Genomic DNA, 11,719 nt, shown 5'->3' on the forward strand with positions numbered 1-11,719 from the left:
CCATGAGCATCACGGCTTCCCATCACGTCCAGTCGATCTGGTACACGCGCTGTCCGGTGCCGACGCCGCTCGGCATCGCCGCGCATCTCGGCTGGCTCGACAGCGAGTTCGCCGGCGACGGCATCACCGTCCGCGCGCTGCAGGAGAACCAGCACGCGGCGCTGCATCGCGCGCACGTCGATCATTCGCTCGACAACACGTTCCGGCAGGGCGGCAGCATTCCCGCGCTGTGGGCGCGCGCCTCCGGCGCCGATACCCGGGTGGTCGCGCTGACCTGGGTCGACGAGGCGCAGGCGATCGTCGCGTTGCCGGAAACCGGCCTGAAGCGGCCAAGGGACCTGCGCGGGCGCCGCATCGGGCTGCCGCGCCGCGACGGCGAACGTATCGACATCTTCTGCGCGGCGGCGCTGCGTGGCTTCGTCAGCGCGCTGTCGCTCGACGGGCTCGGCCCCGCCGACGTCGAATGGGTCGACGTGCCCGCGTCGAACCTGCGCGCGCCCGTGTCGACGCCGCTGACGCGCGACGCGGCATTCAGCCATCCGTCGAGCCTGTCCAGCCGGCGCCTTTATGCGGCCGAAGCGGCCGCGCTCGTGCGCGGCGAGGTCGATGCGATCTACGTGAAGGGTTCGCTCGGGCTCGAGACCGCGCACCTGATCGGCGCGCAGCCGGTCGTCGACATCGGCTTTCATCCCGATCCGCAGATCCGCATCAACAACGGCTCGCCTCGGCCGCTGACCGTCAATGCGTCGACGCTCGAACGCCATCCCGACATCGTTCGCCGCTTCCTCGCGCGCGTGACCGACGTCGAAGGCTGGGCGCGCGAGCACGAGCAGGAAGTGCTCGGCTATCTCGGCCGCGAGACGGGATCGGGCCATGACTGGCTGCGGCTCGCGTACGGCACCGACGTGCACCGGCGGCTGCGCACGGATCTCGACGAAGCGTCGATTGCCGCGCTCGACGATTTCAAGCGCTTCCTCGTCGAATGGCGGTTCCTGCCTGCGGATTTCGACGTGCGCGCGTGGATCGACCGGCGCGCGCTCGACGGCATCGCACCGCTGTCTCGCGACGCCGCGCGGTGAGCGCGCCGGCACGCGTCGCCGACGCATGGCGGCGCGAGCGCTTCACCGGCGGCTTCATGCTGCTGGCGCTCGCGAGCGGCACGACGATCAGCATGGCGCAGCTCGCGACGACGCTGTATGCGCTCGCGCTCGGCGTCGACAGCGCGCGGCTCGGCATCATCGCCGCGATGGAGCCGCTCGGCATCGCGCTGATGACGTTGCCGGCCGGGCTGCTCGTCGCGCGCTACGGCGCGCGGCGCGTGTATTTCGCCGCGAGCATGGGGCCGATGCTGCTCAACCTCGTCGTGCCGTATACCGGCGCATGGCCGCTGATCGCGCTCACGCAAGTGCTGATCGGGCTGTGCATCCCGTTCCGGATCGTGTCCATCAACGGCGTGTTTCTCGCGCGTCTCGCGCAGATCGGCCTCGCGCGCGCCGGCTGGTACCGCGCGGCGATGTCGGTCGGAACCGGCATGGTCGGGCCGTGGCTCGCGAGCTGGCTGATCGGCGCGCATGGCGCGGTCGCGACGTTCTGCGTGGCGTCGGCGAGCTTCGCGGGCATGGCGCTGTTCAGCCGGACGCTGCTCGGCGACGCCGAGGCCGCGCCGCGCGGCGCCCGACCGGAAACCGGCGGCCTGCGCGCGTTGCTGGCGCTCGCCTGGAATCACGACGTGCGCGAGCAACTCGTGCTGGAGGCCGTGAACAGTGCGACGCGTTCGCTTGCCGGCGCGTATACGGTCGTGCTCGCGATCCAGTCGCTAGGGTTGTCCCAGGCGCACGCCGTCGCGCTGCTGACGCTGCAGGGCGTGGTCGCGGTGATCGCACTGTTCGGGCTCGGCCATGCCGCGCAGCGGCTGAGCGCCCGCCGTTGCCACGGGCTCAGCCTGGCCGGCGCCGTGGCCGGCCTGCTCGCGCTCGGGCTCGCCCGTGACGCGTGGATCGTCGGCGCGGGGCTCGCCGTGCTGAGCGCCGGTTCGTCGCTGCTGCATCTCGTCAACATGCAGCGCCTCGGCCGTCACCCGTCGGACAAGAGCCAGGTGTCGAGCCTCTACAACCTCGCGTCGATGACGGGCGCGTTCTGCGGCCCGCTGGCCGGCAGTGCGCTCGTGCCGGCCGTCGGGTTGCAGGCCGTGTTTCTGTGCTGGCTGCCCGTCGTCGTGCTGGTGGCGTGCGCGTTGCGCGTCGCACATGCGAGGCGCGATGCGTCGCAGCCCGTGACTGCAAAGCTCTCCTGACGACCGTCGGAGCGCGTGTCGCGCGATCCGGCAGTGTTGCGTGACAAGCAGTTTGCTTCCGTTCACAGATGCGCATGCAGCAACGCGCACACCGCATACCTGCCGGAAGCCCGATACGACGGGCCTCTCGAGGCTGGCATCCGAATTGCAACAGGGAACCCGTGCGTCGCGCACGCACGTGCGTTCAACCGATCAAACAGGATGACTCATCGATGTTCAGGAAAAAACTAATCGTCACCGCGCTGGGGGGACTGCTGACGGGCGGAGCCGTGTCGTTGCCCGCGTGGGCGGAAGAGGGTGCGGTGACGGCGGCACCGGACGCGAAGCCGGCACAACCGGGCACGGACGATGCCGCCGCGGCTGCACCGACGGCGGCCCGTGCGACCCGCGGCACGGCCATCCGCGAAACGAACCTCGGCACGGTCACCGTGACCGCGCGCCGGCGCAAGGAGAGTATCCAGGACGTGCCGGTCGCGGTGAGCGTGCTGAGCGGCGACGCGATCAGGAACAACGAGCTGCGCGTGGTCAACGACGTGACGAAGTACGTGCCGAACTTTACCGGGCAATCGACCGAGGGCCGTGAGCGGCCGCGCTGGTTCCTGCGCGGCGTCGGCAGCAACGATCCGTCGGACCTGTCGCTGAGCCCGATCGGCGTGTACTTCGACGACGTGTACATCAACAGCGTGTTCGGGCAGGGCTTCCCGCTGTTCGACCTCGATCGCATCGAAGTGCTGCGCGGCCCGCAGGGCACGCTGTGGGGCAAGAACACGGTCGGCGGCGCGCTCAGCATCACGTCGCAGAAGCCGACCTTCGACGTGAGCGGCTACGGCAAGATCGGGCTCGGCCAGTACAACAGCCGGCTCGCGGAGGCCGCGATCGGCGGGCCGATCGGCAAGAACGACGTGCTGGCCGCGCGCGTGTCGGTGTATCACGAGAACGCCGACAGCTTCTACACGAATACGGTTCAGCAAGGGCGCTTCGGCGGCTTCCACGACAACGCGGTGCGCTTCCAGGTGCTCGCCGTGCCCACGTCGGACACCAACTTCCTGTTCAACATCCACGGCCGCAACTACACGGGCGGCGGCAATGCGTGGCACGCGCAAGGCGCGGGGCCGGGCGGTGCGAACCAGTTCGGCTTCGTCGGCTCGAGCGATCCGTACACGGTGTCGCTCAACGCGCCGTCGAGCGATCACATCTCGACCTGGGGCACGTCGCTCACCGCGCACTGGCGCATCAACCCGGCGGTCACGCTCACGTCGATCACCGCGTTCGAAGGGCTGCACCGCTGGTACCAGGACGACGAGGATTATTCGGCGTTCGACGCCGCACGCTCGCACGACCGCCTGTCGAGCCGCCAGTTCTCGCAGGAATTCCGGCTCGAATCGCCGCAGACCGACCGGCTGAGCTGGCTCGTCGGCACGCACCTGTTCACCGAGCAACTGGCCGAGCAGGGCGCCGGCGGCGGCTTGCCGGGTTCGCCGTCACCCGCGTTCTACCACCTGACCGACCTCACGCAGCACACGCAGAGCGCGGCGATCTTCGGCAGCGTGAAGTACCGGTTTACCGACCGCTTCAACGTGACGGGCGGGCTGCGTTACACGATCGAGCGCAAGAACATCAATCTGACCGGGCTGCAGGGCACCGGTAACGTGACGTTCGGCAATCCGGGCAGCTGGTGGGAGCCGTCGTCGGTGTCGTCGCCGCTGGCGGTCAGCGCGCGGCAGAACCAGACGAACACGTGGCGCGCGCCGACCTGGGACCTCACGCCCGAATACGCGCTCAGCAGCAACGTGCGTGCGTACTTCCGCTATGCGCGCGGCTTCCGTTCGGGCGGCTACAACGGCAACGCGTATACGCAGAGCACGGTGTCGACCGTGTCGCCGGAGTACCTGACCGACTATGAAGTCGGCATCAAGAGCGAGTGGTTCGACAAGCGGCTGATCGTCAACGCGAGCGTGTTCCACTACGACTATCGCGACATCCAGGTATTCGCGCTCGCGCCGAACCCGTTCGGCGGCCCGCCGGTGTCGACGCTGTCGAATGCGGGGCAGGGGCGCGCGGACGGCTTCGAACTGGAGCTGAAGGCACAGCCGGTCAACAGCCTCTACCTGTTCGCGAACCTCGGGATGCTGAACACGCGCTACACGGAGTTCCGCTACGTGCCGACCGCCGTCGGCAACTCGTTCGCGCGCTCGCCGCATACGACGATCAATGCGGGCTTCGACTATCGCGTACCGGTGTCGTTCGGCACGCTGACGGCCGGCGGTGACGTGAACTACCGCAGCCGCGAATACTTCAGCGCGACCCGGCAGACGATGCCGCAGCTCTGGCAGGGCGGCTACACGGTGCTGAACGCGCACGTTTCCTACACGACGCCGAACCAGAAGTACATCGTGACGGGTTACGTGACGAACCTGACCAACAAGGTCTACAAGAAGCTCGAGCTGCTGCCGTCGTATGGCGCGTATCCGGTGCTGTACGGCGATCCGCGCACGGTCGGGATCACACTGACCGCGAAAATCTGACGGGCGGGACGGGCACGACGCGGATGCGGCGACGCGGCGGCCCGCCCGTGTTCGCCGCGCGTCAGACCAGCAGCGACAGCGTCCTGAACAGCGCGAGATCCGCCTTGCGTGCCGATCGCGCATGGCGGCGGATCACGTGCAGCAGGCAGTCGATGAAGCAGCGCGCCGCGTCGCTCAGCGTGCTGCTGCGCCGCGTGACGATCCCGAGGTCGCGCGGCTCGAAAGTCTCCTTCAGCTGCAACGCGCGCATCCGTTCGCCGAACGGCGGCACCGCGGCGAGAATCGTCGGGCACCACGTGCACATGTCGGCCTGTTCGAGCATCGTCTGCAGCATCGCCGCCGACTGCGCGCGGACGATGCGCCGTTCGTCGATGTCGGCACCGTGGCGCGTGAACAGGTAATCGACGAGCGCGGCCTGCCCGTCGGCCGCGAAATTCAGCACCCAGTCGTTCTCGAGCAGGTCATGAATCGATCGCGCGTGTTCGCGCGGATGGCCGGCGCGCACCATCACCGATGTCTCGTAGCGCAGCATCGGCTCGAACGCGAATTCCTGCGTGCCGCCCGGTTGCACGTGCCCGAGCGCGAAATCCATGCTGCCGTCACGCAACAGCGGCTGCGCGACGGCCATCAGCGCCTCGTAGAGTTCGAGGCGCACGTCGGGCATCCGCTCGCGAAAGCGCAGCACCGTTTCCGCCAGGAACGTCTTCGTGAGCCACGGCGTCACACCGATGCTCAGCCGGCCCTCGATGCGGCCGCGCATGCGTTCGAGATCGCTCTGCGCATGTTCGAGCTGCTTCAGCACGAGCTTCGCGTGCGTGAGCAGCGTCTTGCCGTATTCCGTGAAGCCGATCCCTTCCGGCGCGCGCACGAGCAGCGGCAGGCGCTCGCCGGCCTCCAGTTCGCGCAGCGCGCGCGTGACGGCCGCCTGCGACAGCCCGAGCGTGCGCGCCGCGCCGCGGATGCTCCCGGCCTCCGCGCTCGCGACGAGCGCCTGAAGCTGATGCAGCCTGATCGTACCCATGGCGTGATACCCGACAACGAAAGGTTGTCATCATAACGAAACCGCGGCTGTTCGCCGGGATTTTCGCTGCCTACGATGCGGCCACGATCGGTCATTCGAGCGATCGGCAACCGGTGTACATCGAGGAGAATCGGGGTTGAACCAGACACCAATCCAGGCGGAATTGGCGGCCATCGAGACGGAGATGATCGCGCTGCGCCGACGGCTGCACGCGCATCCGGAGCTGGGCTTCGAGGAACATGCGACGAGCGACCTCGTGGCCCGCTTTCTGACAACGTGGGGTTATCGGGTGACGCGCGGGCTCGGCGGCACGGGCGTGGTCGGCACGTTGACGCGAGGCACCGGGAAGCGGCTCGGGCTGCGCGCCGACATGGACGCGCTGCCCATCCGCGAGGCGACCGGGCTGCCGCATGCGAGCCGGTGCGACGGCGTGATGCACGCATGCGGCCACGACGGCCATACGGCGATGCTGCTGGCGGCGGCGCGGTGCCTGGCCGAGCGCGCCCGCTTCACGGGCACGCTGAACCTGATCTTCCAGCCGGCCGAGGAAGGGCTCGGCGGCGCGAAGCGGATGATCGACGACGGGCTGTTCGAGCAGTTTCCGTGCGATGCGGTGTTCGCGATGCACAACGTGCCGGGCCTGCCGGCCGGCGTGCTCGGCTTCTGCGACGGCCCGGCGATGGCATCGGCCGACGAGGTGCGCGTGCGCGTGACCGGGCGCGGCGGGCATGGCGCGGCGCCGCATACGACGATCGACCCGGTGGTCGTCTGCGCGTCGATCGTGATGGCGCTGCAGACCGTCGTGTCGCGCAACGTGAACCCGCAGGACCTGGCGATCGTGACGGCCGGCTCGATCCATGCGGGCACCGCGTCGAACGTGATCCCGCCGCACGCGGATCTGGCACTGAGCGTGCGCGCACTGTCGCCGGACGTGCGCGCGCTGCTCGAACGGCGCATTCGCGAGATCGTGCACGGGCAGGCCGCGAGCTACGGCGCGACGGCCGAGATCGATTACCGCCACGACTATCCGGTGCTCGTCAATCACGCGGCGGAAACCGCCTTTGCGCGCGACGTCGCCCGCGAATGGGGCGGTGACGGCGCGCTGATCCCCCATCTGCGGCCGATCGCGGCAAGCGAGGACTTCGCGTTCATGCTGAACGCTTGCCCCGGCAGCTACCTGTCGATCGGCAACGGCGAAGGCGATGGCGAAGGCGGCGCGGGATGCGGGCTGCACCATCCCGGCTACGACTTCAACGACGCGTGCCTCGCCACCGGCGCGAGCTACTGGATTGCGCTGGCGGAGCGTTATCTCGCGTGACGCAACCGCGTGGTTTGACTGACGATTCACACGAGGAAGGAGACTGGCAATGAAGCAGTGGAAGCAATGGAAACGGATGGCGGCGCTCACGTTGGCGCTGGCGGCGGGGGCGGCGCATGCGGGTGACTGGGCGGGCAGGGAGATTCGCCTCGCGGTCGATCCGACTTACCCGCCGCTCGAGTACAAGCTGCCCGACGGCACGCTGACGGGCTTCGGGATCGACATCACGAATGCGTTGTGCGCGGAGCTGCATGCGCGGTGCGTGTGGGTCGAATCGAGTTTCGACGGGATGATTCCGGGGCTGCTCGCGCGCAAGTTCGACGTCATCGCGTCGTCGATGACGATTACGCCGAAGCGGCAGCAGCAGATCGCCTTCACGAACCGAATCTCGAATGCGCCGGCGCGCCTCGTCGCGCGCAAGGGTTCGCCGCTGCTGCCGACGGCTGGCGCGCTGAAGGGCAAGCGTGTGGGTGTCGAGCAGGGCTCCACGCAGGCCGACTATGCGATCGCGAACTGGCAGCCGGCCGGCGCGCAGATCGTGTCGTACCCGAACCAGGACCAGGTCTATGCCGATCTCGTGACGGGCCGGCTCGACGCGGCGTTCCAGGCATCGATCGCGGCGAGCGACGGTTTCCTGAAGAAGCCGCAGGGCAAGGATTTCGCGTTCGTCGGCGCGGCGATCGACGACGTGAAGTATTTCGGGCAGGGCGACGGGCTCGGGCTGCGCAAGCAGGACAACGACCTGCGCGACGCCTTCAACCGCGCGCTCGCGACGATCCTCGCGAACGGCACGTACCAGCGGATCAACCGGAAGTATTTCGACTTCGACATCTACGGCGCGAAGTAAGCGGTAGCGCCATGCCTGGCGCGGTAACGACACAATAAATAAGGATGACGGATGAACTGGAGACTGATTTTCGTCGCGATGCCGGCACTGTGCGCCGCGCCCGCGTTCGCGCAAGGCAGCGTCACGCTGTACGGCCTCGTCGATGCGGGCATCGACTACACGAACAATGTCGGCGGCCATGGCGCGTGGCAGATGGCGAGCGGCTTCGCGCAGGGCAGCCGCTGGGGGCTGAAGGGCAGCGAGGATCTGGGGGGCGGCTACAGCGCGCTGTTCCAGGTCGAGAACGGCTTCAACGTGAACAGCGGCACGCTCGCGCAGGGCGGCCGCATGTTCGGGCGGCAGGCGTACGTCGGCCTCGGCAGTGCGCGGTTCGGCACGCTGACGCTCGGCCGGCAATACGATGCGGTGGTCGACTATCTCGCACCGACCACCGCGAACGGCAGTTGGGGCGTCTATCCGTTCTCGCATCCGCTCGACAACGACAACACCGGCAATACGTTTCGGGTGAACAACACGGTCAAGTATGCGAGCCCGGATTTCGCCGGCTTCTCGTTCGGCGGCACGTACAGCGTCAGTAACGACACGGGCTTTGCGAACAACCGGCAGTGGAGCGTCGGCGCGCAGTACGAGCAGGGCGGGTGGCTCGTCGGCGCGGCCTTCCTGAATGCGGACAACCCGGGTGCGACGCCGGGCGGCGCGATCGCGGGCTCGGGAGCGGTCGGCGCCGATGCGAACTTCGCGTCGGCGCGGCTGCGGATCTTCGGTGCGGGCATCAACTACACGGCGGGGCCCGCGACGGTCGGGTTCGCGTACACGAACAGCAACGTCACGCGGCCGACCGCGAACGTCGGTTACCTGTTCGGCGACGAAACGATCGAGCCCGTGACCGGCCCGCTCGCAGGCGGCACGGTGACGTCGATCAAGTACCGGAACTTCGAAGTGAACGGCAAATACCAGTTCACGCCCGGGCTGTTCGTCGGGGCGCAATACGTTTACACGACGGTGCGCTACGACGCGACGACGGGCACCGCGAAGCCGAAGATCCATTCGCTCGGGCTGATGGGCGACTACACGCTGTCGAAGCGCACGGACGTATACCTGATGGGCGCCTGCCAGCGGATCGCGGGCGACGCGACGGGCTCGTCGCTCGACCAGGCCTATGTTCCCGGCGCGGCGGACCTGTCGTCGACCTCGAAGCAGCTGATGATTCACGCGGGGATTCGTCACCGGTTCTGACGCCGGATGCAGCGGGCGAAGCCGCCCGCTGCCCGTCACCCCGATGCGCTTACTGCGCGACGCGGATCACGACCTTGCCGAAGTGCTGCCCCGACTGCAGGTACGCATACGCCTGCGGCGCTTCGTCGAAGCCGAACACGCGATCGACCACCGGCTTGATCCGCTTCGCGTCGACGAGGCGCACGACGTCGTCGAGCATCGCGCGGCTGCCGACCATGATCCCCTGCAGCCGCCGGATCCCGCCGATCAGCGACAGCAGCCCGAGCTCGGGGCCGCCGAAGCTGCTGAGGCCGCCGATCACCGACACGGTGCCGCCCATCTTCGTCGCGGCGACCGAGCGCGGCAGCGTATCCTTGCCGCCGACTTCGACGACCAGATCCGCACCCGCGCCGCCGGTGAGCCGCAGCACGTCGTGTTGCCATTCGGGCGTGGCGCGATAGTTGATGGTTGCGTCCGCACCGAGCGCGCGGGCGCGTTCGAGCTTCGCGTCGCTCGACGACGTGACGATGGTGCGCAGCCCCGCGGCATGCGCGAGCTGCAGCGCGACGATCGACACGCCGCCCGTGCCGAGCAGCACGACGGTCGCGCCGGGCCCCAGGCCGCCGTCGGCGAACAGCGCGTTCCATGCGGTGATGCCCGCGCACGACAGCGTCGCCGCCTCGTCGTAGTCCAGATGCGCGGGAATCGCGACCAGCGCGGCTTCGTCGGACACGAAGTGCTCGGCCAGCACGCCGTCGAAATGCGAGCCGGGCGATCCCGCGGTTTTCTGCGGCGTCGGCGGCCCTTCGATCCAGCTCGGGAAGTAGGTGTTGATCACGCGATCGCCGGGCTTGAAGCGCGTGACGTCGCGGCCCGTTTCGATGACTTCGCCGGCGCCGTCGGCAACCGGAATCAGCGCTTCGTTGCCGATGCCGAGATAGTCGCCGCGCGCGAACATCAGGTCGCGATAGTTCAGGCCGGCCGAATGGATCTTCACGACGACGTCGGTCGGCCCGACCGCGCGGCGTGTCGCGTCGATGCGCCGAAGCCCGGCCACACCGTCGCCCGGTTTCACTTGCCATGCGTGCATGTCGACTCCTTTTTCGAGATAGTGCGGACTATCATAGTGTTGCGCGCAGGGACGCATTGACGATAATTCGGCCGACGACTGTCGCCTGCATGGACACAAACCTGTTACCCAACCGGAGCGAAATGGCATGGACGAGCGGCTGAGAGGCGTTGCCGAATTTGTCGACGTGGTGGATTCGGGCAGCTTCGCGGCGGCCGCGCTGCGGCTCGGCGTCACGCGCTCGGCGGTCGCGAAGGTCGTCGCGCGGCTCGAACGCCGTCTCGGCACCCGGCTGCTGCAGCGCACGACACGCCAGCTCGGCCTGACCGACGAGGGGCTCGTCTATTACGAACAGTGCCGGCGGCTGCTCGCCGAACTCGGCGAGACGGAGGCCGCGCTCGACGCGGGCCAGCGCGAGCCGGCGGGGCGGCTGCGCATCAGCGTGCCCGTGCTGTTCGGCCGGCAATGCGTGGCGCCTCTCATGCGGCGCCTCGTGGAGCGCCATCCGCGGCTCGAAATCGACGTGTCGTTCAGCGATCGCGTGGCCGACCTCGTCAACGACGGCTTCGACATCGCGGTGCGCATCGGCGAGCTCGCCGATACGAGCGCGCTCGTCGGCCGCAAGCTCGGCGTGCAGCGCATGGGCGTCTGCGCATCGCCCGCGTATCTCGAACGTCATGGCCGGCCGGCGGGGCTCGACGAACTCGCATCGCACGTCGGCATCGCGTATTCGCGCGGCGGCCAACCGACGCCGTGGCCGATAGTCGGCGCGAACGGCGCGGTGCACGACCATCGTCCGGCCGGGCGCCTGCGGCTCGACGACCTGCAGGCCATTGCGGATGCGGCCGCCGCCGGCGCGGGCCTCGCGTGGCTCCCCTGCTGGCTGATGGCGCCTTACCTGCGCGACGGCCGCCTCGCGCTCGTGCTGGACAGCAACAGCGTGTCGGGCGCCGAAGTGTTCGCGGTGCGGCCGGCATCGCGCCACGTGCCGTCGAAGGTGCGTGTCGTCATCGATGCGCTCGTCGACGAGATACCGAAGATGCTCGCGTCGGATGGGTGAGGCGGTACGCGGTCGGCCATGCGGTCGCCGCAAGATCTCAACTCGACGCCCCACGCGGATTGCAGTCCACCGAATACTCGGCATGCTCGCCGTTGACGTGCAGAACCAGCGTCGCCTTGCAGATATCGCTCGAATCGACGCTCAGTCGCAGCGTCGCGAGCGGCTGATCCTCGCCGCCCACGAGCCGCGATTCGCCGGAGCGTGTCAGCGAGGCCGAACCCGCGCCGCCGGTGCGGGTGATGCGCAGGCTGTACGACACGTCGACCGGTGCGGCCGCGCGTACGTGCGGCACGATATTCACGCCGCCGGCGCTGGCGGCGATGTCGAAATAGGCGCTGAGATCGTGAATGCCAACCATGATCGTCCCCTGT

The 11,719-nt window shown here is 68.5% G+C and carries 10 protein-coding genes; 7 read left to right on the forward strand and 3 right to left on the reverse strand.

Annotated elements, in window-relative coordinates; all coding sequences use genetic code 11:
• Positions 1-2: 2 nt before the first annotated feature.
• The 3 genes from FOZ70_RS10585 to FOZ70_RS10595 all read left to right on the forward strand — a co-directional run bounded on the left by FOZ70_RS10585 (position 3) and on the right by FOZ70_RS10595 (position 4,818).
• Complete coding sequence (locus FOZ70_RS10585; RefSeq protein ID WP_219705816.1) at positions 3-1,079, forward strand: ABC transporter substrate-binding protein; 1,077 nt, start codon at positions 3-5, stop codon at positions 1,077-1,079.
• Positions 1,076-2,293: an MFS transporter gene (locus FOZ70_RS10590; protein WP_219705818.1), complete on the forward strand. Its 1,218-nt coding sequence runs from the start codon at positions 1,076-1,078 to the stop codon at positions 2,291-2,293. Before FOZ70_RS10585 ends, FOZ70_RS10590 begins: the two co-directional genes overlap by 4 nt.
• 212 nt (positions 2,294-2,505) lie before the next feature.
• Positions 2,506-4,818: a TonB-dependent receptor gene (locus FOZ70_RS10595; RefSeq protein ID WP_219705820.1), complete on the forward strand. Its 2,313-nt coding sequence runs from the start codon at positions 2,506-2,508 to the stop codon at positions 4,816-4,818.
• A gap of 61 nt (positions 4,819-4,879) precedes the next feature.
• Here FOZ70_RS10595 and FOZ70_RS10600 read toward each other — a convergent pair whose 3' ends face one another.
• Positions 4,880-5,839, reverse strand: coding sequence for a LysR substrate-binding domain-containing protein (locus tag FOZ70_RS10600; RefSeq protein WP_059653926.1), 960 nt, complete (start codon positions 5,837-5,839; stop codon positions 4,880-4,882).
• Between the two features lie 184 nt (positions 5,840-6,023).
• Between FOZ70_RS10600 and FOZ70_RS10605 the strand changes: the two genes are divergently transcribed.
• From FOZ70_RS10605 to FOZ70_RS10615, 3 genes are read left to right on the forward strand one after another with little or no spacing between them, the layout of a single operon-like run.
• Entirely contained in the window at positions 6,024-7,157 is a 1,134-nt protein-coding gene (locus tag FOZ70_RS10605) for a M20 aminoacylase family protein (protein WP_219705860.1), read from the forward strand.
• A 49-nt stretch (positions 7,158-7,206) separates the two neighbouring features.
• Positions 7,207-8,004: an ABC transporter substrate-binding protein gene (locus FOZ70_RS10610; RefSeq protein WP_059494531.1), complete on the forward strand. Its 798-nt coding sequence runs from the start codon at positions 7,207-7,209 to the stop codon at positions 8,002-8,004.
• 51 nt (positions 8,005-8,055) lie between these two features.
• On the forward strand, positions 8,056-9,240 hold the full coding sequence (locus FOZ70_RS10615) for a porin (RefSeq protein WP_219705822.1): 1,185 nt from the start codon (positions 8,056-8,058) through the stop codon (positions 9,238-9,240).
• 49 nt (positions 9,241-9,289) lie between these two features.
• Here FOZ70_RS10615 and FOZ70_RS10620 read toward each other — a convergent pair whose 3' ends face one another.
• Positions 9,290-10,309, reverse strand: a complete 1,020-nt coding sequence (locus FOZ70_RS10620; protein WP_060275507.1) for an NAD(P)-dependent alcohol dehydrogenase — start codon at positions 10,307-10,309, stop codon at positions 9,290-9,292.
• Between the two features lie 127 nt (positions 10,310-10,436).
• On the opposite strand from FOZ70_RS10620, the gene FOZ70_RS10625 reads away from it, so the two are divergent.
• The gene (locus tag FOZ70_RS10625) at positions 10,437-11,348 is read left to right on the forward strand and encodes a LysR family transcriptional regulator (protein ID WP_219705824.1); all 912 of its coding nucleotides are present in this window, start codon (positions 10,437-10,439) and stop codon (positions 11,346-11,348) included.
• Positions 11,349-11,385: 37 nt separating this feature from the next.
• On the opposite strand, the gene csgH is transcribed toward FOZ70_RS10625, so the two are convergent.
• Positions 11,386-11,706, reverse strand: a complete 321-nt coding sequence (csgH, locus tag FOZ70_RS10630) for a curli-like amyloid fiber formation chaperone CsgH (RefSeq protein WP_219705826.1) — start codon at positions 11,704-11,706, stop codon at positions 11,386-11,388.
• Positions 11,707-11,719 lie beyond the last annotated feature (13 nt).

The sequence above is a fragment of the Burkholderia sp. COPS genome, from assembly GCF_019425585.1.
In the GTDB taxonomy this organism is placed as follows: domain Bacteria; phylum Pseudomonadota; class Gammaproteobacteria; order Burkholderiales; family Burkholderiaceae; genus Burkholderia; species Burkholderia cepacia.

Excerpts from the sequence above, each read along its gene's own strand:
- FOZ70_RS10585 (WP_219705816.1), top strand. The coding sequence starts at position 3 with ATGAGCATCACGGCTTCCCATCACGTCCAGTCGATCTGGTACACGCGC.
- FOZ70_RS10595 (WP_219705820.1), top strand. The coding sequence starts at position 2,506 with ATGTTCAGGAAAAAACTAATCGTCACCGCGCTGGGGGGACTGCTGACG.
- FOZ70_RS10600 (WP_059653926.1), bottom strand. The coding sequence starts at position 5,839 with ATGGGTACGATCAGGCTGCATCAGCTTCAGGCGCTCGTCGCGAGCGCG.
- FOZ70_RS10605 (WP_219705860.1), top strand. The coding sequence starts at position 6,024 with ATGATCGCGCTGCGCCGACGGCTGCACGCGCATCCGGAGCTGGGCTTC.
- FOZ70_RS10610 (WP_059494531.1), top strand. The coding sequence starts at position 7,207 with ATGAAGCAGTGGAAGCAATGGAAACGGATGGCGGCGCTCACGTTGGCG.
- FOZ70_RS10615 (WP_219705822.1), top strand. The coding sequence starts at position 8,056 with ATGAACTGGAGACTGATTTTCGTCGCGATGCCGGCACTGTGCGCCGCG.
- FOZ70_RS10620 (WP_060275507.1), bottom strand. The coding sequence starts at position 10,309 with ATGCACGCATGGCAAGTGAAACCGGGCGACGGTGTGGCCGGGCTTCGG.
- FOZ70_RS10625 (WP_219705824.1), top strand. The coding sequence starts at position 10,437 with ATGGACGAGCGGCTGAGAGGCGTTGCCGAATTTGTCGACGTGGTGGAT.
- csgH (WP_219705826.1), bottom strand. The coding sequence starts at position 11,706 with ATGGTTGGCATTCACGATCTCAGCGCCTATTTCGACATCGCCGCCAGC.